Annotated in this window: 21 protein-coding genes and 4 tRNA genes; 15 read left to right on the plus strand and 10 right to left on the minus strand. The window is 69.0% G+C overall.

Features of this window, described 5'->3' with window-relative positions:
* Positions 1-94 precede the first annotated feature (94 nt).
* Both QH290_RS18455 and QH290_RS18460 read left to right on the plus strand, forming a co-directional pair.
* Entirely contained in the window at positions 95-679 is a 585-nt protein-coding gene (locus QH290_RS18455) for an NADPH-dependent FMN reductase (RefSeq protein ID WP_280384156.1), read from the plus strand.
* An 11-nt stretch (positions 680-690) separates the two neighbouring features.
* Positions 691-1,128: a YybH family protein gene (locus QH290_RS18460; RefSeq protein WP_280264808.1), complete on the plus strand. Its 438-nt coding sequence runs from the start codon at positions 691-693 to the stop codon at positions 1,126-1,128.
* Positions 1,129-1,156: 28 nt separating this feature from the next.
* On the opposite strand, the gene QH290_RS18465 is transcribed toward QH290_RS18460, so the two are convergent.
* The gene (locus tag QH290_RS18465) at positions 1,157-1,882 is read right to left on the minus strand and encodes a helix-turn-helix domain-containing protein (protein ID WP_280384158.1); all 726 of its coding nucleotides are present in this window, start codon (positions 1,880-1,882) and stop codon (positions 1,157-1,159) included.
* A 197-nt stretch (positions 1,883-2,079) separates the two neighbouring features.
* Here QH290_RS18465 and QH290_RS18470 point away from each other — a divergent pair, with 197 nt between their 5' ends.
* The 4 genes from QH290_RS18470 to QH290_RS18485 all read left to right on the plus strand — a co-directional run bounded on the left by QH290_RS18470 (position 2,080) and on the right by QH290_RS18485 (position 8,732).
* A complete protein-coding gene (locus QH290_RS18470) occupies positions 2,080-3,834 on the plus strand; it encodes a PPE domain-containing protein (RefSeq protein WP_280384160.1) in 1,755 nt (584 codons plus the stop codon).
* The gene (locus tag QH290_RS18475) at positions 3,831-4,619 is read left to right on the plus strand and encodes an ESX secretion-associated protein EspG (protein ID WP_280262232.1); all 789 of its coding nucleotides are present in this window, start codon (positions 3,831-3,833) and stop codon (positions 4,617-4,619) included. Before QH290_RS18470 ends, QH290_RS18475 begins: the two co-directional genes overlap by 4 nt.
* Positions 4,620-4,724: 105 nt before the next feature.
* On the plus strand, positions 4,725-7,718 hold the full coding sequence (locus QH290_RS18480; protein WP_280384162.1) for an AfsR/SARP family transcriptional regulator: 2,994 nt from the start codon (positions 4,725-4,727) through the stop codon (positions 7,716-7,718).
* A gap of 78 nt (positions 7,719-7,796) precedes the next feature.
* Positions 7,797-8,732 carry a TIGR03564 family F420-dependent LLM class oxidoreductase gene (locus tag QH290_RS18485; RefSeq protein WP_280384164.1) on the plus strand — a complete coding sequence of 312 codons (936 nt, stop codon included), beginning with the start codon at positions 7,797-7,799 and terminating at the stop codon, positions 8,730-8,732.
* Between the two features lie 41 nt (positions 8,733-8,773).
* Here QH290_RS18485 and QH290_RS18490 read toward each other — a convergent pair whose 3' ends face one another.
* Genes QH290_RS18490 through QH290_RS18510 form a run of 5 tightly spaced genes read right to left on the minus strand, consistent with a single transcriptional unit; the run spans position 8,774 to position 13,809 of the window.
* Entirely contained in the window at positions 8,774-9,763 is a 990-nt protein-coding gene (locus tag QH290_RS18490; protein WP_280384166.1) for an ABC transporter substrate-binding protein, read from the minus strand.
* A 26-nt stretch (positions 9,764-9,789) separates the two neighbouring features.
* Complete coding sequence (locus tag QH290_RS18495) at positions 9,790-11,142, minus strand: LLM class flavin-dependent oxidoreductase (protein WP_280384168.1); 1,353 nt, start codon at positions 11,140-11,142, stop codon at positions 9,790-9,792.
* The gene (locus tag QH290_RS18500; RefSeq protein ID WP_280384171.1) at positions 11,139-11,906 is read right to left on the minus strand and encodes an ABC transporter ATP-binding protein; all 768 of its coding nucleotides are present in this window, start codon (positions 11,904-11,906) and stop codon (positions 11,139-11,141) included. Before QH290_RS18500 ends, QH290_RS18495 begins: the two co-directional genes overlap by 4 nt.
* A complete protein-coding gene (locus QH290_RS18505) occupies positions 11,882-12,727 on the minus strand; it encodes an ABC transporter permease (protein WP_280384173.1) in 846 nt (281 codons plus the stop codon). Before QH290_RS18505 ends, QH290_RS18500 begins: the two co-directional genes overlap by 25 nt.
* A complete protein-coding gene (locus QH290_RS18510; RefSeq protein WP_280384175.1) occupies positions 12,727-13,809 on the minus strand; it encodes an ABC transporter substrate-binding protein in 1,083 nt (360 codons plus the stop codon). Before QH290_RS18510 ends, QH290_RS18505 begins: the two co-directional genes overlap by 1 nt.
* A 251-nt stretch (positions 13,810-14,060) precedes the next feature.
* On the opposite strand from QH290_RS18510, the gene QH290_RS18515 reads away from it, so the two are divergent.
* From QH290_RS18515 to QH290_RS18535, 5 genes are all read left to right on the plus strand, one after another.
* A complete protein-coding gene (locus tag QH290_RS18515) occupies positions 14,061-16,016 on the plus strand; it encodes an FAD-dependent oxidoreductase (RefSeq protein WP_280384177.1) in 1,956 nt (651 codons plus the stop codon).
* Between the two features lie 115 nt (positions 16,017-16,131).
* Positions 16,132-18,516: a sensor histidine kinase gene (locus tag QH290_RS18520; RefSeq protein ID WP_280384191.1), complete on the plus strand. Its 2,385-nt coding sequence runs from the start codon at positions 16,132-16,134 to the stop codon at positions 18,514-18,516.
* The gene (locus QH290_RS18525; protein ID WP_280262262.1) at positions 18,494-18,922 is read left to right on the plus strand and encodes a roadblock/LC7 domain-containing protein; all 429 of its coding nucleotides are present in this window, start codon (positions 18,494-18,496) and stop codon (positions 18,920-18,922) included. The genes QH290_RS18520 and QH290_RS18525 overlap by 23 nt, the downstream gene beginning before the upstream one ends.
* Positions 18,906-19,277, plus strand: a complete 372-nt coding sequence (locus QH290_RS18530) for a DUF742 domain-containing protein (protein WP_280262249.1) — start codon at positions 18,906-18,908, stop codon at positions 19,275-19,277. The genes QH290_RS18525 and QH290_RS18530 overlap by 17 nt, the downstream gene beginning before the upstream one ends.
* Complete coding sequence (locus tag QH290_RS18535) at positions 19,258-19,863, plus strand: GTP-binding protein (RefSeq protein ID WP_280262250.1); 606 nt, start codon at positions 19,258-19,260, stop codon at positions 19,861-19,863. The genes QH290_RS18530 and QH290_RS18535 overlap by 20 nt, the downstream gene beginning before the upstream one ends.
* Positions 19,864-19,880: 17 nt before the next feature.
* Here the strand turns inward: QH290_RS18535 and QH290_RS18540 are convergent, their stop codons facing one another.
* On the minus strand, positions 19,881-20,402 hold the full coding sequence (locus QH290_RS18540) for an RNA polymerase sigma factor (RefSeq protein ID WP_280384179.1): 522 nt from the start codon (positions 20,400-20,402) through the stop codon (positions 19,881-19,883).
* Positions 20,403-20,511: 109 nt separating this feature from the next.
* On the opposite strand from QH290_RS18540, the gene QH290_RS18545 reads away from it, so the two are divergent.
* Complete coding sequence (locus QH290_RS18545) at positions 20,512-20,709, plus strand: hypothetical protein (protein ID WP_280384181.1); 198 nt, start codon at positions 20,512-20,514, stop codon at positions 20,707-20,709.
* 114 nt (positions 20,710-20,823) lie between these two features.
* Here the strand turns inward: QH290_RS18545 and QH290_RS18550 are convergent, their stop codons facing one another.
* The 3 genes from QH290_RS18550 to QH290_RS18560 all read right to left on the minus strand — a co-directional run bounded on the left by QH290_RS18550 (position 20,824) and on the right by QH290_RS18560 (position 23,874).
* Positions 20,824-21,546, minus strand: coding sequence for a VOC family protein (locus QH290_RS18550; protein ID WP_280262255.1), 723 nt, complete (start codon positions 21,544-21,546; stop codon positions 20,824-20,826).
* Positions 21,547-21,624: 78 nt separating this feature from the next.
* Positions 21,625-23,433, minus strand: a complete 1,809-nt coding sequence (locus QH290_RS18555; protein ID WP_280384183.1) for a hydroxysqualene dehydroxylase — start codon at positions 23,431-23,433, stop codon at positions 21,625-21,627.
* A 369-nt stretch (positions 23,434-23,802) separates the two neighbouring features.
* Positions 23,803-23,874, minus strand: a tRNA-Val gene (locus QH290_RS18560).
* A 351-nt stretch (positions 23,875-24,225) separates the two neighbouring features.
* Here QH290_RS18560 and QH290_RS18565 point away from each other — a divergent pair.
* The 3 genes from QH290_RS18565 (at position 24,226) to QH290_RS18575 (ending at position 24,481) form a co-directional block, all read left to right on the plus strand.
* Positions 24,226-24,298: transfer RNA gene (locus QH290_RS18565), tRNA-Gly, on the plus strand.
* A gap of 23 nt (positions 24,299-24,321) precedes the next feature.
* Positions 24,322-24,392 (plus strand) — tRNA-Cys (locus QH290_RS18570).
* Positions 24,393-24,406: 14 nt separating this feature from the next.
* A tRNA-Val gene (locus QH290_RS18575) sits at positions 24,407-24,481 on the plus strand.
* Positions 24,482-24,848 lie beyond the last annotated feature (367 nt).

A 24,848-nucleotide genomic window follows, 5' to 3' on the forward strand; every position in this document is an offset into this window, starting at 1 on the left:
GACGAATCAGCGACCCGTTTCGTGAGGCCTGACATTCCGGACGGCTGCGTCGTCGGAAGGTCGTAGCAGGTTCAGCCAAGCAGGAGTTTCGACAATGACCAAAATCGGCATCATCCTCGGTAGCACCCGGCCCAACCGCAGGGGTCCGCAGATCGCCCGGTGGGTGCTGGATTCGGCCTCGCGGCGCGGCGATGCGGAGTTCGATCTGATCGATCTGCGCGACCATCCACTACCGCATCTGGACGAGCCGATGCCCCCGATGTTCGGCCCGTCGGAGCATGCGCACACCCGCGCCTGGGCCGAGCGGATCGCCCCGTTCGACGGATTCGTGATCGTGACCCCGGAATACAACGGCGGCGCCCCCGGCGTGCTGAAGAACGCCCTCGACCACCTGTTCGCGCAGTGGAGTAACAAGGCGGTCGGGTTCGTGTCCTACGGCGCGGGCGGCGGCGCCCGCGCGGTGGTGCAGCTGCGCACGGTCTGCAGCACGCTCGGCATGGCCGCGGTGGGCTACCAGGTCGCGATCTCCGTGCTCACCGATTTCGAGAACAACACCACCTTCACACCGCGCGACCATCACGCGGCCGCCCTGGGCACAACGCTGGATCAGGTCCTGGCCTGGAGCACGGCGCTGGCGCCGCTGCGGGCGGGCGCCGACACCACTCTCGTCAATTCCTGAGGAGCCGGATCATGACCACTGCCACCGATATCGAGCTGCGCCGCCACATCGACAAGCTCACCGAGGCGTTGCGCGCCAAGGATCTCGACGCGCTGCGGCAGCTCTACGCCGACGACGTCATCTCGTTCGACGTCGAACCGCCGCTACAGCACGTCGGACTGGCGGCCAAGCTCGCGAACTGGGCGAAGGTGTTCCAGTTCTTCGAGACCGTGACCTACGACGTCCGCGACCTGAGCTTCACCGCGGAGGGGAGCGTGGCATTCGGGCACGCCTTCGGACGGCTGCGCGGCACGCTGAAAGACGGTGCGCCCGTGGGCGGTATGTGGGTCCGGGCCACCTTCGGGATGCGCAAGGTCGACGGCTCCTGGCTGATCGCGCACGACCAGGTCTCGGTGCCCTTCGACGTCGCCACCGGCACCAGCGTCACCGACCTCGAGCCGGACGGCTAGCCCACGCCACCGCCGATGTGCCGCCCGATCACGCTTCGAGCAGCACGCTCACTCGGCGCAGCACGTCCACCTGGGCGGGGTTGTAGAGGTCGGCGACGGCCTTGCCGAAGGTCCGCTGGGCGAACGATTCGCCCCGCGGGGCATCGGCGGACATCGTGCGCAGGCCCGGATGCTCCCGGTACAGCGACCGCACGAAGGGAACCAGGCGCGCGGCCAACTCGGCGCGGGTCCGCTCGTCGGCGTCGGCGGGCAGCTCATCGAAATCCGCACCGGCGGGATCGACGACGGGATTCTTCAAAAGATCGGCGTAGGCGGCCATTCCGGCCGGGCCGAGGACCCTGCTCATCACGGTGACGAACGAGCGATCCGCCTCCGACATCGGCGTACCGGGCGCGGGCACCAACTCCGGCGGCAGATCGATCGGGGTCGGCGCGGACCGGCCCAGGATGACACCGAGCTCCATCCTCGCCCGCTGCAGCCGTTCGATCGTCGCCGCCAGCTCGGCGTCGAGGGCACGCAACGCCTCCTCCGGATGATGGTCCGCATCGCCCATCTCCGCGATCTGGGACAGCGAGAACCCCAGATCCACCAGCCGCTTGATACGCAGCAACCGGACCAGATGAGCCACACCGTACTGCTTGTAACCATTGGAGCGACGCTCCGGCTCCTCGAGCAACCCGACCTCGTGATAATGCCGCACCGCCCGCAAACTGGTACCCGCGAGCTCGGCGATCTCACGCGTACTCCAAGCCATAACCACTCCGTTCGGTTGCGGACGCCTCACCTGCCTCCATTCGAAACTATGCCGCAACGGCATGGTCAACCGCGACGATGCCCGCACCGGCGGTGTGATCGAGGTGTAAGCGCCGGGTAAGCGCGATCCCCCACGATGGAGCCAGGCAAGGTTCCGGCGCCGGATACTCGGCGCGGCGAATCATGAGGAGGGGAATCTTGGGCGAGACAACGTGGGGGAAGATCGCGGAGTTGGCATCGAACGGCCGCATAAAGATCGACGACAAGGTCGCGCTCGACTGCGCCAAGAAGTGCGCCGACATGGCGGGAATCATATTGGGGGTGCAGCAGCGCGTTTTCGACATCGATCAGCTGAAGGCGTTCTCACCGTTGAACTCGGGCGCCGAACTGGCAGACCGGATGTCGAAGCGAGGAAGCCTGCTTCGTGATCGAATGGACAGTCATTACGAGATTCTGTCCGAAATGATGATGGCATTCGTCGAGGCAGGCAAAACCTATGCCGAAGCCGACGGTGGTGCGGCAGGAGGATTCGACAACCTGACCGCGCCCCAGAAGGCGACCGACGTCTTCAAGGAGTGGGGATACTCCGACGCGCACAGCCGACCCCCGGAGCCTGTGGCGAACGGGTCGATCTCCAAAGCCGGTGCCGCGATCCAGGATGTGGCCTCCGCCGCATCCGGGGCCTCGAAGGTCGGGGACGAATACGACGTCTTCGGGAAATCGAGCGACGTCAGCGAGACCGAAGCGCTCGGTTCCGCGTACAGCAAAGCCAGTCCGGGGCAATCGTTTCCACCGGGAGACAGCAATATCGGCTATCTCGAGCGGCGCGTGAACAAAATCGAGTCCGGATCCCACTTGGGTATGGCGGAACTCCAGAACATGCGCCAAGAAATGAACCCCTCGGCCGTGCAGTACGCCGCCGAGGTATGGGGATTTCTCGGCTCCCACCTGGCCACGGCATTCGGTGAATTCGGTGAACAGCTCACCGACTGCATCGACAAGGAACCGCGGTGGGAGGGCAGCGCGGCGAACAAGGCGGTGAGCGCCACCGAGGCGTACGTCGCAGACGCCGGGCGGCTGACGGATCAGATGCAGGCGATGGCCGCGAACCTGTCCTACACGGCGTGGTGGCTGGATGTCACATGGACGAAGATGCCTGACCCCTCGCAGTGCTACGCGGACGAGGACGAGGTCCTCTACGACGCCCGCAACGCGGTCGACGTAATCTACGGTCCCGGCATCGCGAGTTCCGACGGCGCCATCCCGGAGCTGAAGAAACCGACGACTCCGATCGCCGGGTCCATCGACCTCGAGGGCAACGACAAGAAGAACGACGGCGAAAACGGCGGCGGCCCGGGAATTCCCGGGGGCTACCCGGGAGGCACCGGCCCCGGGTACACACCGATGACACCAGCCGGGTCCCACGGCCCCCGCCCGCCCGACGGCGGTACCACAAAACCCGAATCCGCTGGAAGCGCCGGAGATCCGCTCGGGCAGCTCGCGGGCCTGGCCCAGAACGCTGCCCGTGGCGCGGGGGACGCCGCCGATCCCGCGACGGCACGGGAACCCGCAGGCGCCGCTCCTGCTCGTGCCGGGGCCGCGGGCGGGCCGAGGATGACCCCGGCCTCCGCCCTGTCGGGTCGTAGCGGGAAGGGAGCCGGTGGAGCACCGAACGGGAGCGGCGCACCGCAGGCTCTGGCCGCCGACCGCATGTCGAAACTCTTTCCGCGAGCGGGCATTCCGGGATCCGCCGCTACGCCGGTCGCCACCCCGGGCGGGGCGCCGCCCGCGCCGATGGGCGGCGGGGCGATGCCGCCCGGCGCGGGCGCGGGGGCGGGCCAGCGGCCGGGCGACCACAAACGCCCGGACTACCTCGACGCCAAATCCCATCTGCTGGAAGCATTCGGCGAGGCGCCCCATTCGGTGCGCCCGGTCCTCGAGGAACAGCAGTGAAGCGGACCTGGAATTTCTCCGATATCGAATTCGTGGTCCTCTGGGAGGAGATGCGCGACCGCGTGCTGCCACGGCCCTTCGTCTTCACCAGCCGCATCCCGTACCGCGACGACTATCTGCGGGAGAAGCTGAGGGTTCGCGAGCGACTGCATCACGAACTGGGCCGTAGCTGTGACGACCTCCTCGAATCCGTTGCCCGCCCGGACATCCGGATCATCGTCAACGGCCGCGGCGGTCGGGATCCACGCGATCCGGAGGAGCGGATCCGGGTGCTCGGGGTCCGCCGGGGCGGCGCCGCGTATGTGATGCGGCAGTTGCCGGGCGAAACAGTGTGGCACAGCGGCGGTTTCACCGCCGTCGAGCACGATGCCCTGTCCCTGGCCGACGCGGTCGTGGCCGCCCTGCCGAAGGCCGACGCGGGCGAACACGGCGAGATCGTGCTCGCCTCTCAGGTCGCGGCGCGCGATGATATGGATTACTCGTTCGGCCGGTCGTTCGTCGAGGACAGGTCCGACGAGTGGGTCCGGCCCCGCTCACACACCTTCCTCGGCGCGGCCACGCAGCGCATCGGGGAGATCGAAATATCCCAGGGCCGTTCGAAATTCGGCCCCCGCGGCGTCACCCGGCGCACGTTCGGCTGGCGGGATCTGGAGGACGACGGGCGCTACCTGATCACGGCGGACACCCCGCCCATCGCGAAACCGGCCGACGCGTCGCAGGCGACCGGCATGATCAACGGAGCGATCGCCGACATCGTCCGGGCGATCAGGGAGGAACGCGGCTGAAGCCCCGGAAACAGGGGCGCTGACAAACCCCGATTCCCACTGCTATAGCTAGGACATCCAACTCTGTCCGGCTGCCACCCGGGCAGGCCGGGGAGGTAATGTCCGATGCGATTCGCGGTGCTCGGTCCGATCGAGGTTCATCGTGACGGCGAGGTGGTGGAGGTATCGGGGGCGCTGCGGCAGGGCCTGCTGGCGATGCTGCTGTCCCGGGCCAACCGGTCCGTTCCTACCGACCGGCTGCTCACCACCCTCTGGGGTGCCGACGGAGCCGACGACGGCGGCCCGCGACGGCTGCAGGTGCTGGTGCATCGGCTGCGTTCGGTCCTGGACGATCCCGATCGGTTGTCCTTCGGCCCGGGCGGATATCGGCTCCGCGTCCACCCCGGGGAGCTCGATGCCGAGAGATTCTGCGACGACCTCGATCGGGCCCGTGAGCTGGCCCCGCACGACCCGGCCGCGAGCGCGGAACTGATCCGGCGGACGCTGCGACTGTGGCGCGGCACCCCGTACCACGATGTCGACCTGCCCGATATCGCGGCCGAGAGCCGCAGGCTGTCCGAGCGTCGGCTGGTCGCGCTGGAAGCGCTGTACGACACCGAACTTCGGCGCGGACGGCACGGCGAGGTCATCGCCGAGCTGGCCGACCTCGCCGAGCGGCATCCCCTGCGCGAACGGGTGCACTGGCTGCTGATGGCCGCGCTCCACGGCGCCGGACGCCAGGCCGAGGCCCTGGCCGCATTCCGCAGCGCCCGCACCACGCTCGCGAACGAACTCGGTCTCGACCCCGGGCCGGAGTTGCGGGCACTGGAGAGCGCGATTCTCGCGGGTGAGCCGATACCGTCGGGCACGGCCGCCGCACCCCGCGTCGCGCCGTCTCAACTTCCGTGCCCCGGAACGCATTTCGTCGGCCGCGAGGAGGAATTCGCCTGCCTGGACCGGCTTCGCGCCGAAGGTTCCCAGTCGGCACCGGCCGTCGTGCTCACCGGGATGGCGGGTGTAGGTAAGACGGCACTGGTGGTGCGGTGGGCGCACCGGGCCGCGGCGCAGTTCCCGGACGGTCAGCTGTTCATCGATCTGCGCGGCTACGGTCCGGACGACCCCGTGACGGCGGAATACGCGCTGGTGGTCTTCCTTCGATCGCTCGGCGTCGACGGCTCGGTCGTTCCGCCGGATCCGGCGGAACGCGCCGCGCTGTTTCGCACCGTGGTCGCGCACCGGCGTCTGCTGATCATCCTCGACAATGCCTCGAGCGTCGACCAGGTGCGCCCGCTGCTGCCCGGCGCGGCCGACTGCTTCGTGCTGGTCACCAGCCGGGATACGTTGCCGGGCTTGTCTTCTCGCGAGGGCGCGATCCGGCTCGAGCTGCCGTCGCTGACCGCGGCCGAATCCCGGCGGCTGCTCGGCCGGGTACTCGGCGCCGATCGCCACGACGAGCCGGAGGCCACCGCGGAGCTGATCGCACGCTGCGCCGGATTGCCGCTGGCCCTGCGTATCGCCGCCGAGCGGGTCCGGGCACAGCCTGGTCACCGGATCGGCGATCTCCTCGACGATCTCACCACCCAGGGCACAATGCTCGACCACCTCGACACCGACCAGGATCCGCGGGCATCCCTCCGGGCGGTCTTCGGCGCGTCGTATCGTCGTCTCGAACCGGCGGTCGCCCGGACGTTCCGGATGCTCGGGCTGCATCCGGGGCGCGACTTCGACCTGTACGGGGCGGCGGCCCTGGCGGGTATCGCCGATATCCGTACCACGCAGCAACATCTGCGAATCCTGGTGCGCGCCAGCATTCTCGACGAGAAGATCGGCAGGCGCTATCGCTTCCACGACCTGCTGTGGGCATACGCGACCGAACTCTGCGAGGCCGAGGAGACCCCGCGGGACCGAGCCGCCGCGCTCACTCGCCTGTTCGACTACTACGTGCGCATGGCATCCGCGGCGGCCGAGCTGATCGATCCGTTCGACTCCGGCCCGGGCACCGACCCGGCCCCGCTCGGCACGCCGATGCCCGCGCTGTCCGGCTACACCGGCGCCCTCGACTGGCTCCGGACCGAGCACGCCAACCTGATCCGCGCAGCGGTGGTCGCGGCCGAGCAGCACCTGGGCACCTACGCCACCGAGCTGTCCACCTCGCTGTGCGGCTACCTCGATATCGGCTGGTACCTCGACTGCGCGTGGGCGGTCCACACCAGGGCCGTCGCGAGCGCCGCGCACCGCGGGGACCCGTGCGCGCGGGCGACCGCACTGCGTCAGCTCGGTCTGGTGAAAACCAGACTGGGCCTGCCGATCGCCGACGCGGTCGGCGATCTCGAGGCGGCGCTGGATCTGCATGCCGATACCGACGACCCACTGGTCCGGGCCGCCGACCTGGCGACGCTCGGGATGCTGCGCGGCCTGGAGGGGCGGCTCGATCAGGCGATCGAGGACCTGCGACAGGCAGTCGACCATTATCGTCGCTGCGGCCGGGCCACGCTCGCCTATCGGCCGCTGATCCATCTCGGCTTCCTGCTCCGGCAGCGCGGGCGGCTGGAATCGGCGGCCGAATGCCTGTGCGCGGCATTGTCCATCGCCGAGGACCGCGACCTGGCGTCCGGGCGGGCGCACGCGCTGTGCGGTCTGTCCGGAATCTACCGGGACGCACGCCGATTCGATGACGCCATCGAGCACGGCCACCGCGCGGTCGCCGAGGCCCGGGCGATCGGGCTGACGTTCCTGGAGGGCTTCGCCACCAATCGCCTCGGCACCGTCTACCGCGAATTCGGCGACTACGAACAGGCTCTGCGCCAGCACAAGGAAGCGGCCGCCCACTTCCGGGCCACCTACAACCGCAACCTGGAGGCGATGGCGCTCAACAGCGCTGGCGCCGTGCATGTCGCGGCGCGATCGTATCGCGAGGCGATCGGTTCACACACCGAGGCATTGGCCGTCGCGCTGCCCGACTCGTATCAGCAAGCCGCCGCGTACGAGGGCCTGGCCGCCGCCTTCCAGGGGGTCGGCGACCACGAATCGGCCGCGCGTCATCGGCAGCGGGCCCTCGATGTGGAGCAGGCCGTGCGCGATTCGGGGACCACGATGCTGCGAACGCAACTCGAACCGTAATCGCGCCCACGGATTCTCTGCCGCGCGCAGTCCGGTCGCTGCGGAATAGCTTCCACCGGAACGGCGTTGCGCAAAGTCATGACGTTTCCCGCACCGATCGGAATCGCGATCGCCCCGCACGCCGGCGCCGTCAATGCCGTTCAGGATGTCATCGCCCAGGCCCGCACCGCACAGCAGGCCGGAATCGGCCGGGTCTGGTTCGGTCAGCGCTTCGACTACGACTCCCTCTCGCTGGCGGCCGTCGTGGGCTCGGCGGTCCCGGGGCTGGCCGTCGGGACCTCGGTGGTGCCGATCAACCCGCGCCACCCGCTCGTGGTGGCCAGCCAGGCCCAGACCGCCCATGCCGCCGCCGACCGTCGGTTCACCCTCGGGCTCGGCCTGGGTGCGCCGACCCTCGAACAGCCCGCGTTCGGGGTCGGCAGCGACCGTCCGGTCCGGCGGCTGCGGGAGTACCTCACCGTGCTGCGGTCCGTATTCACCACCGGCACAGTCGATTTCACCGGAGACACGCTCACGGCGGTGACCCCGATGCCCGCCGCGGTGGCCGGGGGTGACAATCCCGATATCGTGGTGGCCGCCATGGGGCCGCAGGCGCTGGCGGCGGCGGGTGAACTCGCCGACGGCATCGTCCCGTTCCTCGCCGGTCCGCGCACCCTCGGCGACTACATCGTGCCGCGGCTCACCGCCGCGGCCGACGCGGCGGGTCGCCCGCGCCCGCGCGTGATCGCGGGCGTCGCGGCGGTGGTGACCACCGAGCCGGAACGGGTCCGCGCGCAGGCGGCCGAGCAGATGGCCTTCTACGACACCATCCCGTCCTACCGCGCGGTACTGGACCGCGAGGGCGTCGCGTCCGCCGCGGACCTCGCGGTCATCGGCACCGAGGCGGAGGTCGAGGACCGGCTACGGGAATATGTCGACGCCGGAGCCACCGAATTGCTGGTCACCCAAACGGATTTGGGCGGAACCGAGGCCCAGCTCGACACCTGGCGATTCCTCGGCGCGGCCACCGCGTGAGCGATCGGCACCGACGACGACGCGGGTGAGCGCGCGGGCGCTCACCCGCTCGGCCGGTCGAAGGCCGCGCCGACCTCGGTCACGGTCCGGGTGATCACCTCGTCGAAGCGCAGGTCGAAACCGTCGGCGGCCCGCGGTTGCCGCCGGAGCTCGCCGGTCTGGTGGATCAGGTCGAGGATCTGCTGCTGCCGATCGATCAGCCGCTGGTCCAGATGCGGAAAGACGTTGCCGTCCAGGGCATTCAGAATCCGGGTGGCATCCTCGGCGCTCACCTTCTGGTTCTCCATGTAGTACCGGCGCGCCCACTCCTGCGGATGGGTGTTCGCCCAGTGGAACGACCGGATGAAGGCCGCCACGAACGCGCGCACCGCGGCCGCCTTCGCCGGATCCCGCACCACCGCCCGCCGCGCGTACAGGTATCCCAGCCCCGGATAGATGCCCGCGGTCTCCGCGTCCGGCAGCACCGTCGCGCCGGGCGTGCGGAAGAAGCGGGTGAGCCGCGGCTCGTCCAGCGGCGCGACATCCACCTGGCCGGTGCGGACGGCGTCGTTGAAGTCGGCCAGCGGCAACCGGACCGCTTCCACATCGCCGAGTGTCAGCCCGGCCTTGGACAGGGCCCGCAGCACCGCGGCCTGCTGGGCGGTGCCCGGAGCGTAGGCGACCTTCCGGCCCCGCAGATCGGCCAGCGTCCGGACCGGACGTCCCGGTGCCACAGCGAGTTCGAATGCCGTGCTGCTGTACTGCCAGGCCGCGACGATCGGCACGTCCCGCCCGTCGGTCAGCGCGTGAAACGACACACCCACCGGGGCGATATCGGCGGCCTCCGCGCGAAACGCCTCCAGCACCGCGGGGCCGCCGATGAAGTCGGCGAACCTCACCTCGAACGGCAGTCGCTCCAGTTCCCCGGAGGCACGCAGCGCCGACTGCAGCAGCTCCTGCTGGTCCGCGACGACCAGCTGCGTCCCCGGCGGCACCGCGGTCGGCAGCGGAGCGTCCGCGACCGGACCTTCCGACGCGTCCGGGGAGTCCAACCCTGCGCGACATGAACATGGGGAATCTATGCTCGACTCGCCGGAACCGGAGACTGCGCGGAACGGCCCTGCGGGCGTGGCAGCCCGAAGTGGTCGCGCAGGGTGGTGCCGGTGTATTCGGTGCGGAAGAGGTTGCGGCGCTGGAGGATCGGGACGACCGTCGCGGCGAAGACCTCGAGTCCGCCGGGGTAGTAGGGCGGCATGATGTTGAAGCCGTCGGCGGCCCCGGTGCGAAACCAGTCCTCGATGGTGTCGGCGACCTGCTCGGGGGTCCCGGCGAAGACGCGGTGGCCGCGCGCGCCCGCCAACCGGTGCAGCAGGCCGCGCAGGGTGGGGCGGTCGCGGCGCACGATCCCGGCGACGACCTGTCGCCGGCTGGCGGCGTTGTCGGTGACATCGCCCGCGTCGGCGAACAATTCGGCCGGGACCGGTTCGTCGAGCGGCAGGTGCCGCAGCTTCTCCCCCGCGATGTTCTCGAGCTGGCCCAGCCCGTACTCGGGAACGGTGAGCTCGTTGAATTCGCGCTCCAGGCGTTGCGCCGCGGCCTCGGTGTCCCCGATGAAGGGGCTGATTCCGGGCAGGATCTTCACGTGGTCGGGGTCGCGGCCGAACTCCCGGACCCGGCGCTTGATGTCGGCGTAGAACGACTGGGCGTCCTCCCGGCGCTGATGGGCGGTGAATATGGCCTCGGCGTAGCGTGCGGCGAAGGCACGCCCGTCGTTGGAGGCACCGGCCTGGACCAGCACCGGGTAGCCCTGCCGGGTGCGGGCGGAGCTGAACGGCCCACGCACGCGCAGATATTCGCCCTCGAAGTCGATGCGGTGGATCTTGTCCGGGTCGGCGTAGCGGCCCGCCGCGCGGTCGAACAGGATCGCGTCGTCCTCCCAGCTGTCCCACAGCGCCACCACCGCGGCCACGAATTCCCGTGCGCGCGCGTAGCGTTCGGCGTGCGCGGGGTGCCGGTCCAGCCCGAAATTGGCGGCGGCGAGGTCGGTGCCGGTGGTGACGATATTCCAGCCCGCGCGACCGCCGGAGATGTGGTCGAGCGAGGAGAACAGCCGCGCCAGATTGTAGGGCTCGTAGTAGGTGGTGGACGCCGTCGCGATCAGCCCCAGATGCGTTGTGGCGGAGGCGATCGCGGTCAGCAGCGTGATCGGTTCCAGGCCGGGTGCGGCGTTGTAGCGGATGTCGGTGCGCAGCGCCGGGCCGTCGGCGAAGAACACCGCGTCCAGCTTCGCGGCCTCGGCGGTGCGGCCGATCTCCTGGTAGTAGGTGACGTCGTAGATGCGATCGGCCCGGCTGTCGGGGTGCCGCCACGCGGCCTCGTGGTGACCCGCGGGATAGATGAATGCGTTGAGGTTCAGCTGCCGGTCGCTCATACCGCCACACCCGTCTCGGCCAATTCCGTACCGTCCTTTCGGTTGTCACCGATCACGCCGAGGCTCGCCAGCAATGCCTCGCGATGTGCCGCGAAATCCTCGGTGCCGTGCCGCCGGGGCCGCGGCAGGTCGATCCGCCGGTCCACGGCGATGCGCCCGTCGTCGAGTACCAGCACCCGGTCGGCCAGCAGCACCGCCTCGTCGACGTCGTGGGTCACCAGCAGCACGGCGGGCGTGTGCCGGGCGCAGAGGTCCTGCAGCAGCGTGTGCATGCGGATGCGGGTGAGCGCGTCCAGCGCGCCGAACGGTTCGTCGGCCAGCAGCAGCGCCGGTTCCCGCACGAGCGAGCGGGCCAGCGCCACCCGCTGCTGCTCACCGCCGGAAAGCTCCTTCGGCCAGGCTCTTTCGCGTCCGGCCAGGCCCACCTCGGCCAGTGCGGCCTGGCCGCGGGCCCGCGCCCCGCCGCCGCGCAGGCCGAGAATCACGTTGTCCAGCACCCGCATCCACGGCAGCAGCCGAGAATCCTGGAAGACCACCGCGCGTTCGGCGGGCACGTCCAGGTCGCCGGAGCCCGCGACGCCGTCGTCGAGTTCGGCCAGCGCCCGCAGGAGGGTGCTCTTGCCCGAGCCGCTGCGGCCCAGCAGCGCCACGAACTCCCCGCGCGCGATCTCGATGTCGATGTCGCGCAACACGATCCGAGCACCGAAGCGGCGGCTCAGCTGTCGCGTGCGCACGACCGTCAGTCCGCCAGTGTCTGCCGCCATGTCAGCGCCCTCCGTTCCACCACTCGCACCGCGAGATCGCCGAACAGCCCCAGCAGGCCGTAGACGACGAGCCCGACGACGATGACGTCGATCTGCCCGTAGGTGCGGGCCTGTGTCATCAGGTAGCCGATCCCGCTGGTGGCGTTGACCTGCTCCACGACCACCAGCGCGATCCACGAGATCGTCACCGCCAGCCGCAGACCGGTGAAGAATCCCGGCAGCGCGGCGGGCAGCGCGATGCGCCGGATGAACTCCCACCGCGAAAGTTCCACCGTGCGAGCGAGTTCCACGTATCGGGCGTCGATGCTGCGCAGGTGCGCGTGCGTGTTGATGTACACCGGGATCAGCACGCTGGTCACGATGACCAGGATCTTCATCTGCTCGCCGATGCCGAACCACACGATGAACAGCGGGATCAGCGCCAAGGTGGGAATGGACCGTTTGATCTGGATGGGCCCGTCCACCAGGGCCTCCCCGATCCGGCTCAGGCCCGCGATCAGGGCCAGCACCACACCGGCCGCCACACCGAGCGCCAGCCCGATCGCGGCCCGTCGCACCGAGGTCAGCAGGTTCGACTGCAGGCGCCCGTCGGCCAGCAGATCCCCCGCGGTCTCGGCCACCGTCCACGGCGCGGGCAGCGTCTCGGGATCCGGTGCGCCCGTGGCCGATCCGAGTATCCAGGCGCCGACCAGCAGCACCGGGCCGAGGGCGATGCCGAACGGGATCGGTTTTCCCGGGCCCAGTTTCGGCCGATTCACGCGGCGCGTCGAGGCCACGGTGGCGGCACGGCGCCGCAGGACGCCGAGGTCGATGACGGCCATCAGTTGGCTCCCGTGCCGAACGAGGCGCCGATCTCGGTCACCGTCCGCGTGACGACCTCGTCGAAGCGCAGGTCGAAACCATCCGCGGCGCGGACCTTCCTCGGCAGTTCCCCGGCCGAGTCGATGATGTCGACGGTGCTCTGCTGACGGTCCACGAGCTGCTGGTTCAGATGCGGAAACGTATACACACCGAGGGAATCGACGATGCGTTTCGCGTCCTCGGCGCTGACCTTCTGACTGTCGACGTAGTACCTGCGAGCCCATTCGTCCCGGTGCTGATTCGACCAGTGCTGGGCCCGGATGAGCGCGCCGACCAGGGCCCGGACCGCCGCCGCCCGCGCCGGATCCCGCACGACCGCGCGCCGCGCGTACACGTACGACAGTCCGGTCGAGATTCCGGACAACTCCGCGTCCGGGATCAGCGATGTTCCCGCGGTCCGCAGCAGCCGCGTCACATTCGGCTCGATCAAGGGCGCCACATCCACCTGGCCGGTGCGGGTGGCGTCGAGGAATTCGCTCAGCTGCAAGCGGACCAGCTGCACATCCGATGTCGTCAACCCGGCCTTCGCCACCGCGCGCAGCACCGCCGCCTGCTGCGCGGTGCCCTCGGCGTACGCGATCCTCCTGCCCTTCAGATCCGCCAGCCTGGTAATCGAAATCCCCGGGGCCACACCGAATTTCAGCGACAGCGGATCGGTCTGGTACGCGGAGACGATCGGCACGTCCTGCCCCGCGGCCAAGGCGTGGATCGGCGGCACATCACCGACCTGCGCCACATCCGCCGCGCCCGCGCGGAACGCCTCGAGGATGGCCGGGCCGCCCACGAAGTTGGCGAATTCCACGGTGAACGGCAGCCGCTCCAGCTCGCCGGAGGCCCGCAGCCAGGTCTGCACCCGCTCCTGCTGGTCGGCGACAACGAGTTTCGTACCGGGCGGGATCTCGGTCGGAAGCGGACCGGTCGCCGCCGGTCCCGCGGCCTGGTCATTGTTCGCGCACCCCGTGAGAGCCGCGACCACAACCGTAGCGAGCAGGAGCGCGACCATCCGGCCGAACCGGATCCGGGTACTGCGCGGATGAGTCATGCGGGCATTGAATCAGGATCAAACGGACACGAAAACGGTTAGTAGACCACCTGATTTCAATCCCGGCCCGTGAGATGCCAGCGCGCCACCGCCGGAGCGGAGCATGGGTCGCCTTACCGTCGGTGGGGACATCTTCTGAATCAGCAATCTGGTATATCCCAGGGCCACACACCAGGCATAGAGTCGACATAAGTGAGCGGCGATTCTTGTTCTGTGGTAGAACTCCCCAGGCACAACGAAGGGGAATCTTCATGGAGCCAACGGCAAAGCAGCGCGCGGCACTCGGCATCATCTGCGACACGTTCGCCCCCGGTGACGGGCTGGCGCTGCCCTCGGCGACCGAAATCGGCGCCGTCGACACCGTCTTGCGGATGCTCGCCCGCAATCCGAGCGAGGCCGAGAAGAAGCAACTGGCGACACTGTTGAACCTGTGGGACTCCCGGTTGTTCGGGCTGCTCACCGGCAGCGGTCTGCGGCGCTTCTCCGAGCTGTCGCAGGCCGAACGCGAACAGGCACTGCTCCGGCTCGGAGATTCCCGGCTCGCGGCCAAACGCACGCTGTTCCAGGCGCTCAAGTCGGCCGCGCTGCTCGCCTACAACGTCACCCCCGGGCCGACCGGAAGCAACCCGCTGTGGAAGCAGATGGGCTACCCCGCTCCGCCCGGCCCGCTGCAGAACGCGCCGCAGCCCGCGCTCGCGCCCCTGCGCCCGACCGAACCCACCACGCTGTCCTGCGACGTCGTGGTCGTCGGTTCCGGTGCGGGCGGTGGCACCGCAGCCGCGGTGCTCGCCGAATCCGGCCTGGATGTCGTCGTCCTGGAACGCGGCGACTACTTCGACGACGCCGATTTCGGCACCGGCGAACTGGAGGGGCTGCTGCGGCTGTATGCCCCCGGGCCACAGGCCACCGCCGAAGGACAGTTCACCCTCGCCGCGGGCACCTGCCTGGGCGGCGGCACGGTCGTCAACTGGAGCACGTCGCTACCCACCCCCGCCGACGTCCGCGCCGAATGGGCCGCCCTGGGCGTACCTCAGTTCGGCACAACCGAATTCGACGATGCGCTCGGCGCCGTGCAGCAGCGGCTCGGGGTGAACAGCGGCCGCTCCCCGCTCTCGGCGCGCGACGCCATTCTCGAACGCGGCGCCACCGCGCTGGGCTGGGAGGTCGATTCCCTGCCGCGCAACGTCTCCGACGCGTGCGATGCCGGAGTGGACTGCGGCAGCTGTGGTTACGGGTGCCGCCGCGGCGCCAAGCAGTCGGTGACCAAAACCTGGCTCGCCGACGCCGCCGCCCGCGGCGCACGACTGGTGGTCGACGCGAACGTCCGGACGGTCGAGGTGAAAAACGGCCGCGCGCAGGGCGTTACGGCACTCACCAGCGCCGGAGTCCGGATCGAGGTGCGGGCCCGGGCGGTCGTCGCCGCGGCCGGATCGATCCAGACCCCGGCGCTGCTGAAGCGATCGGGGCTGCGCAACGACAACATCGGCCGTTACCTGCGCCTGCACCCGGCCGCCGCGGTCTACGGTGTCTTCGACGAGCAGGTCCGGCCGTGGGAGGGCGGGATGCAGGCCCGCATCTGCCGGCACCACAGGGATCTGGACGGCGACGGGTACGGCGTCATCTACGAGACCGGACCCGTGCAGCCCGGCTTGGCGGTCGGTTTCATGAACTGGCGCGGCGCCGCGGAGCATCGCGCCACCCTGCTCGATCTCGCGCACACCGGCGTGGTCGGCGTCATCACCCGCGACCGCGACCACGGCACCGTCACGGTCGACCGCAGCGGTGAACCGGTCGTGAAGTACCGGCTCTCGGCCCACGACCGGGGACACCTGCGGACCGGAATCGGCGGCGCCGCACAGATTCTCGAGGCCGCGGGCGCCCGCCGCATCTTCTCCGGACACCAGGCCGGGGCCATGTACGAACCCGGTCGCCGTGGTTCGCACGCCGACTTCGTCGCCGCGGGCGACGCTGCCGGATACGGCCCCGGCCAATGTTCGATGGCGGCGCTGCACATCATGGGTTCGGCCCGCATGGGCGGCTCTCCCGATATCTCCGCCACCAATCCGGACGGCGCCACCTGGGAGGTGCCCAACCTCGTCGTCGCCGACGCCTCCTGCTTCCCCACCTCCTCCGGCGTCAACCCGATGGTGTCGATCGAGGCGATCGCCTACATGAACGCCAAACGTCTTATCGCCCAGTTGGTCTGACCGACAGCTCGGTCTCCGGAAATAGGCAGTTCGATCTGTGAACAATCGCTCGTTCCTTCGCACGGTATCCGCACCGCTCCGGTGGAAGCCCGGTAACGTCCGCGGCCGGTTGAGTGTGCGGACCCGCCTGCTCGTCATCGTCCTGATCTCCAGCGTCACGCTGCTGGCGATCGGCGTCGGGGCGGCCGCGTACCTGGTGAACACCGGCCGGAAGGCCGAGCGGTGGGCCGAATTGGCAAGCAGCACCACGACTCCGGCCATCTTGATGGTGACCGCCTTCGAGGAGGAACGCCGGTTGTCGCTGCTGCACATGGCGGGCGACGCCGCGGCCACCGGCGGCCTGGCCACCGCCCGGTTGCGCTCGAACGAGGCGCTCGCCGAGGTGATGGCGAAAGGCGATGCGGCACGGGAGATGAACCCCGACGGGTCCGCATCCGATATCGAGGGCTACAACAAGCTGTTCAACGCGGTCCCCGTGCTGCGCGGGCAGATCGACGCGCAACAGGTACCACCGGACCAGGTCTTCGGGTTCTTCAGCCAGGTCATCGAGACCATCATCGCCGCGTCGATGCTGGCCGCCCGGGTGGCTCCGGACGCCGGGATCGCCATCGAATTGGGCTATGGCGTCGAACCGTTGCGCGCCGCCGAGGCCCTGTCGAAGGCGGACACGCTCGGTTCGGTGGCGTTGATCCTCGGCGAACTACCACCGGAACGATGGACCGAATTCAACCGTCACGTCGGCGAATTCCGCGGCGAGGTGCAGTATTCCGGCACTGTGCTGAAGGGCCACCGGCTCGCCCAGCTGAACGCGATCACCAATAGTCCCGCCTGGCAGCAGGTGCGGGCGATGCAGGACGCCATCGCGCTGCGCGGCCCGGTCCCCACGGAGGCGGGCGGCTCCGGTAGCTCCGGAACCCGAACCGCCCGTTCGTCTTCCGAGCCGGAGCCGCTGCCCGCATCCGTCTCGGACTGGCAGGGCTCCTCGGCGCAGGTAGGTTCGGCGCTGCTGAAGCTGTGGGAGGACCAGAGCAACGACGCCCACGTCACCGCCCGCGCTCAGGGCGACGACACCGCCACCAAATCGGTGCTGGGCGGCCTCGCCGTGCTGCTGATCACGGTGCTGGCATTCCTTGCCGCGCTGGTCCTCGCCAACCGCTTCATCCGGCGCATGCGGCGGCTGCGCGCCGACACCCTGGACATGGCCGACAACCGGCTGCCCGACCTCATGCGACGGCTCGGCGACGGTGAGCGCATCGACACCGGCGCCGAGGTCTCCCACCTCGACTTCGGCACGGACGAACTCGGGCAGGTGGCCGACGCGTTCAACCGGGCACACGTCGCGGCCGTCTCCGCCGCGGTCGCCGAATCGACCACGCGAACCGGCGCGAACGCGGTCTTCCTCAATATCGCCCACCGCAGCCAGGTCGTGGTCCACCGCCAGCTCGCGCTGCTCGATCAGGCCGAACGCAAGGAAGAGGATCCCGGCCAACTCGAGCTGCTGTTCCAGCTGGACCATCTGGCAACGCGCGCCCGCCGCAACGCCGAGAACCTGATCATCCTCGGCGGCGAGCAGCCCGGGCGGCGGTGGCGCAAGCCGGTGCCGCTGGTCGAACTGGTGCGCGGCGCGGTCGCGGAAAGCCTGGACTACACCAGGATTCAGCTCGGCCGCATGCCCGAGGCCGCGATCGCGAGCAATGCCGTCGCCGACACCATCCACCTGCTCGCCGAGCTGATGGACAACGCCACCGCGTACTCACCACCCGAATCCCGTGTCGAGGTCTCGGGAACCGTGGTGGGCAAGGGCGTCGCCGTCGAGGTCACCGATCAGGGGCTCGGAATGCCGCAGACGGAGATCGCCGAACGCAATGCGTTGCTGGCCGACCCGCCGGACTTCAGCGTCGCGGCACTGTCCAGCGACACCAGGCTCGGGCTGTTCGTCGTCGCGAAACTGGCGACCCGCCACGGGATCTCGGTACGGCTCGGTGAATCCGACTACGGCGGCGTGCGGGCGATCGTCCTGATCCCCTCGGCGATCATCGAATCGGAGCCCGCCGACGTCCGCTCGGCTCCCCGCCAGGTACAGGCCGCGCCCGCGATCGCGCCGCCCGCCCTCGGCGGGAGAGACCACTCCGCCGCACCCGTCGCCCCGGACCACGACACAGCAGACCGTCCCGCCGCGCCCGTACCCGCACAGCAGCGATCGGCGTGGTTCACCCCGGCCTCGGAAATGCGCGACCGCCCGGTATCGCGGGACGGCCAGGCGCCCGGTGACGGTCGTCCCCCGCTCCCCCGCAGGCGGCGGCATACCGGTCCCGTCTCGCAGGCGACGCCGACCGTCAGCGCGCCGCGGCGGCAGCGCAGCTCCGCCGAGGCCCGCGATCTGATGAGCGCCATCCAGAACGGCACCCGGCAGGGCAGGCAGGTGCGCACCGAATTCGACTCGACCACAACAGAACTCACCCGACGAGAAGGCGATGATGACCACTTCCGACCGCACTAGCCTCGGCTGGCTCCTCGACGACATGGTCCGGGCACTGACCGGAGTCAGGTACGCGGTGGTGCTGTCCACCGACGGTCTGCTGCTCGGTCATTCCGCGGAACTGGACCGGTCGGGCGCCGAGCGATTCTGTGCCATGGCTTCGGCACTGCACAGCCTGGCGCGCAGTGCCGGGCATCATTTCGACGCCGGCGGCGTCTGCCAGACCGTGGTGGAACTCGACCGCGCCATTCTCTTCATCACGGCCGCCGGAGACAATGCCTGCCTTGCCCTGCTGACGACGGAGGACGCCAACATGGGCATGGTTGCCTACGAGATGAACCAGACGGTACAGCGGGTGGGAGTGCACCTTGCCGTCGATCCGCGCCCATACCAGTCGGATTCGAGAACCTATGAGTCACCGGCATGAATCCTGGTTCGAGGACGAAGCGGGCCCGCTGGTCCGCCTCTACGCGGTCACGCGCGGCCGCGGCGGCGGCGCACGGCCCGAACTGAATCTGCTCACGCTGGTCGTGGACGCCGAAACCGGCCCCCTGCGGCGCACCGAACCCGAGTACGCCGCCATCGTCCGGCTGTGCCGCACGGCCCAGTCGATCGCCGAGGTGTCCGCACAGCTCCATCTGCCCCTGACGGTGACGAAGATCCTCGTCGGCGATCTGATCGACGACGGCAGGCTCATCTTCCGTTCGCCCCCTCCCACCGATAGCGGTGCCCCCGATATCGGCCTACTGCAAGCGGTTTTGAATGGCATACGAGCACTCTGACCCCGGCCGGGCCACCAGCGGCGCGGCGCTGGCCGCATCGGTGAAGATCGTGATCGCCGGTGGATTCGGCGTCGGCAAGACGACTCTCGTCTCGGCGATCAGCGAGATCGACCCGCTGCACACCGAGGAATTGATCACCGAGCTGAGCACCGGCGTCGACGATATCTCCGGTGTGGAGGAGAAGACCACGACGACGGTGGCGCTGGATTTCGGTCGTGTCACCATCGACGCGGATCTGATCCTGTACCTGTTCGGCACGCCCGGGCAGGACCGTTTCTGGTTCCTCTGGGACGAACTCGCCCTCGGGGCGCTCGGCGCGGTCGTGCTCGCCGACACCCGCCGCCTGGACGGTTCGTTCGCCGCCATCGACTTCTTCGAACGCCGCGGCCTGCCCTTCGTCATCGGCGTGAACTGCTTCGACGGCGCACCCCGCTACACCCCGGACGAGGTACGAGACGCCCTGGACCTGGATCCGGGCGTCCCGATCCGGCTGTGCGACGCCCGCAGCCGCGAATCCGGCCAGCAGATTCTGATCGCCCTGGTGGAGTACCTCATCGCCCGCGCCGAGGCGGTCGCCGACGCGTAACGCCTGCCGCATGTGCCTCACATCGTGAGCCGTGCCCGGATTCGCGCCAGCGCGTCGTGCACATACCCCTTCACGGTCCCGGTAGACACCCCCATGATGCGGGCGGTCTCGGAATAGGAGTTGCCGTGGAATGCCCGCAGCACCACAGCTTCTCGCTCCCGCGGCGGCAGGGTGCAGAGGGCGGCGAGAAGGGTGTGACGCAGCGCGACCATGTCGTCGATGCACGGCTGCGTGCAGGCGGCGAGCGATACCGCCCGATCAGCGTCGTAGGTGACGCATCGCCGGCGAGTGTCGGCCGAGCGGCGCCAGGAGTCACGCACGAGATTGGTGGCCGCGGCCCACAGGTACGCGCGCAGCTTGGCGGCCTCGTCGATGTCCGGCTTGGCCCTGTATACGCGCAGGAGCGCCGTCTGCACGATGTCCTCGGCGTCGGCCCGGCTGCCGACCTGTCGTGTCACGGACTCGAGCAGGGTGTCGTGTGTCGAATCCATGACCTGGACCAGCAACTCGTCGAATGACGGCACGGCGGCTGTCTTCATCTCGGTGGCCTGCGGCCGAGCGCTGTGTGCGCATTGGTACTCAAGGTCTTTCGATCCGTTCTGTAGGCATGCTCGGGGGCCACCCGGCCCAATGAGCCGCGGTGGCGCTGTGGTCGATCTCGGGGAAGGCGAAGCGCCCGGCGTCGGGGCCGGACAGGGGAAGGTGCTCGAGAAAGCGACGTGCTCGCCGCACAGACTGCGGACCGAGCGTGACGGTGCGGACCTGTATCGGCACCGCAACCCAGGCCGTCAGAAGGCCTTTACCCGCGCCAGTATGGCGCAGATCCCGATTCCGGGCAACATGTGAGCGAAGCCGTCCACCGCTCGCGGGGCAACCAGGCGCAATGCGGCGCTGGTGGTTTCGTGAGCGCCTGTGCGGGATCGCGACTTCAGTGAGCGGGCGTGATCGCCGTAGTGGGCACTAGGGCGCGAGTCCGACGGCGGCCTCCAGGTCTTCGAGGCCAGCCAGGTGCCCGGCGAGCTCGGTGCGTTCGGCTGCGGTGAGGTGGACGGCGCGGGCGTGGGTGAGCGCCGCGACCGCGGCGGTGGTGTCGCCGGTGCGGAGGGCGAGTTCGGCGCGGTAGGCCAACGCCTCGACCAGTTCGGTGGCCGGTGCGCGATCCTGCTCCCGGGCCAGGGTGGCGTCCAGGATCTTGGCCGCCTGCTGATTGTCGCCCTTGGAATCGCCGAGCACGACGGCGTTCTCCAGCGCCCTGGCCAGCTTGCCGGCCGCGGGCGCGTCGGCGCCGGCACCCGGAGCCGCGAAGATCCGGATCCAGTTCCCGCCGGGGTCGACGACCGTGAACCCGGAGTAGTTGTCGGCGTTCTTGCGTTTGCGCGGGCGGGTCATCCGCGGGATCCCGGAGACCAGGAGCTTGCCGTGGACCGCGCGCATGCCCGCGGCGAACGCCTCGAACAGCTGCCCGGTATCGGGCACGAGGACAACACAACTGCCGTAGGAGTCCTCGGGCCTGAAGTCCGGCAGGCCGAAGAACTGCAGCTGGAAGTCCTCCCGCCGCAGGCCCACGCACGGGTACGGGCGGCGCTGATAGTAGGTCTGGCTGAAGCCGAGCATGGTGTAGAACTCGACGATCTCGTCGATGGATCCGCACGGAAGCAGCGGGACGGTTATCTCGTGGGCCATGACGCCATACTAGCCAAATTTGGTTACGCGCGGTGCTGCTGCGCGATATGACGGGTCGCGTAAGCGCCTGCCGCGGGGTTATCCCCCATCAAGGATGTGAGGCAGGCCCGCGCGATAGCGGGCCAGGTCGGCGTTCTTGAACGCCTCCACCTCCGGCGGCCGGTAGCCGTCTAACAGTGCCACCCGATGCTCGTTCGACCCCGCTTCATCGAGCAGCGCGTTCACCGCGTGGCGGGCGGCTTCGCTGGCGGTCTCCATCGAGGCGAAGTCGATATTCCTCGGCGCCCGCACATAGTCCGACGCCAGGAACAGGTTCGGGATCGCGGTCTCGGCCGTGGGCCGGTTGTGCCACGAGCCGACGGTATTGAGGAAGAACGGCTCGTCGTTGCGGGTCTGCGGGGTGCCCGGATCGACAATGGAATGCGCGAGGAAATACGACTCGATCAGGTCGTCGGTGAGCACCGTGGTGCCGGTGCTGTTGAGATGCACCTTCATTTGCGCCCACGTTTCGTCCGCGATCTGCTGGGGGGTGCAGTCTTTGGCGGGTTTGCCGTACAGCGTGCCGGGTGTATCGGTCCAGTCCGATATCACTACGGAGAAGGACTCCCGCTGCGCGCCACTCCCCCACGTCGACGCGAAATCCTCACGCCAGAACTGTGATTGGGAGATCGATACCAGTTTCCAGGGCGAGTCGATATAGGCGATATGCCCGGCGATACCGGGCAGTTCCCTGGTGAGATAGAACTGGATGCCCGCCGACCAGGTCGTCTGCAACTGCGCCAGTTTCCCGAGCCCGGGGTCCGCGGCCAGCAGATCCGGCGCGGCAAGGATCGGCTGGGCGCGCTCGAGCGGCACGGCGAGAACGAACCAGTCCGCGGTGACCGTCTCCGAGCCACGCGGGCCACTGATGCGCGCGGCGGCGATGCGGTTGTCCTCGACGGCGAGGCCGGTGATCTCGGCGGGTATCCGGAACTCGACACCCAGGCCGCGCAGGTACCGCTCCCACGGGTCTATCCACGCGTCGTTGGTGGGCGCGTTCATGATTCGGTTCAGCGGTCCGTCGCTGCCGGGGTAGCCGAGCTCGGAGTAGAACAGTGCCTCGAGGCCCGAGCCGACGGTGCGCGCGCTGCCGATCTCGGCCTTCAATGCCTCGATGATCTGTGACTGCGCCGCGTAAAGCCGTTGGTAGTCCGGCGATTTGGATCCGGCGCGCAGGTAGTCCCACCAGGTGACGAACTCCCACTGTCCGAAGCGGCGTTCGTCGCAGCTGGTGAAATACATCAGCATCCGGTCGGCGAGATACGCCTGCTCGTGCGGCGGGATGTCGCCCAGGATCTGCAGGGATCCGAGGATCGCGTGCCGGAACCCGTCGAGGTCGGCGAACGTGTTGGAGATTCCTGCGGGCACGCCGAGGCCGAATCGGCCCCCGTCACGAGCCAGCATCACGTAATCGACCACCGTGAGGTTGTCGAACACACCTCGTGGGTTGCCCGGAAACGGGATGCGGCGCAAGGTATCCGGCAGGTGTCGATAGAACCCGAAGTAGCCGCGATGACCATGCTCACCGGGAAGGTCGCGGCGACCGGCCTGCCCGGTGCCGGGCACGGGCGTGCTGATCGCCTTACCCCCCAGCGCTTTTCGCTCGTACACCGTGACGGCGAAGCCCCGCTCGGCGAGCTCGTGCGCGACCGTGAGACCGGCCACACCGCCGCCGAGCACAGCCACGGTCTGCCTCCCGTCACCCGGCCGGGCACCCGCCGACGGCGCGCCGAGCACGCCCAGCCCTGCCGCACCGCCCGCCGCCTGCAGAAACGAGCGGCGGCCGATCCGGCCCCGACCGACGATCGATCCGGGCGCAGCCGACGACCATGAGGGTTTCGTGGACATGTTCCTGCCGTCTCCTAGCGTTCGAGCACGATGGCGACCCGCCACGAATCCTTTTGGTCCGAACCCGGATCCCACAAGAATGATCATTAACTTAAACACACATATACCGCGCACAACCAAGCATCGCAAGCGCAAGAGTCAGTGACTCGACATCCACTTCTGAGAGATAATCGCCAGCAATCGGGAGGCGAGGGACGAGGATGAACGAGCGATGATCGCCGACGAGGCCACAACTCGAGCCAGGCACGCACCACGGTGGGCAACCCACGGATAGTCGTGATGTCATCGATTTCGGGAGCTAGAGGTCGCCCCACGCACGCGTAACGGATCAACACATCTCGAATAGGCGTCAACCCGCGAGAACTATTGTGGTCCCAGCTGGTTTCGAACCAGCGACCTCTCGCGTGTGAGGCGAGCGCTCTCCCGCTGAGCTATGGGACCGGGGTTGCGAGGTGTTCGGAGCGGTTCTCGGTGCCGTTCCGAACGAGACGAAACCTTAACACGCATCACCCACGTCACACCAAATCGCCGCTCTACCTGGGTGTTCACTGGGCGGTCGCGTCGGCGGGACAGACGCCGGAATCAGACCGATCGACGGCTTCGGGAGCGCCGTCGGCGACGACTCGGCCCACCGTCGGCGATACGCACCCGGCCCCCTCCCCGACCTGCCGAACTACACCGCTGTTATTCCGATTCACCCACATCTACCAGCGGATTTGTTGCCAGCACGGAAGGTGGGCTAATGTTCTCTCTCGCAGCCGGAAGGAGCGCAAGAGCCTCCGGAGGCAGAATGCGGATGTAGCGCAGCTGGTAGCGCATCACCTTGCCAAGGTGAGGGTCGCGGGTTCGAATCCCGTCATCCGCTCGAAGGCCAACCCGGCCTTGGTTGGCGGTGTGGCCGAGTGGTGAGGCAACGGCCTGCAAAGCCGTGCACACGGGTTCGATTCCCGTCGCCGCCTCTAAGAGGCACCATGCGCGATTAGCTCAGCGGGAGAGCGCTTCCCTGACACGGAAGAGGTCACTGGTTCAATCCCAGTATCGCGCACCAAGCTAGGCCCAGGTCAGCCCCGGTATCCACCGGGGCTTTCTTGTATATGCCCACCGTATGCCCCACGAGCATCGTTGCTGAAGCGCCGTTCCGGACCAGATTCCGGCGCTGAGCGCGTCCCACGCGAGGAACTCACGCCGCCAGATCTACCCCCAGCACGCGGTGCAGGATCACCGCGCCCGAGTCTGTGACTCGGAGGGAGCGGCGGGGGCCGGGGCGCTCTACCCAGCCTGCCGATTCCAGGCGGGTCAGGAGGGGGGGGGCCGGGGGGGCGCGGGGGGGGTGGGGGGGGTGGGGGCCGGGGGCGCCGCAGCGCCGGGGGGGGGGGGGGGGGGGGGGGGGGGGGGGGGGGGGTAAGGCCCCGTAG

Source organism: Nocardia wallacei (assembly GCF_029869545.1).
Classification (GTDB): domain Bacteria; phylum Actinomycetota; class Actinomycetes; order Mycobacteriales; family Mycobacteriaceae; genus Nocardia; species Nocardia wallacei_A.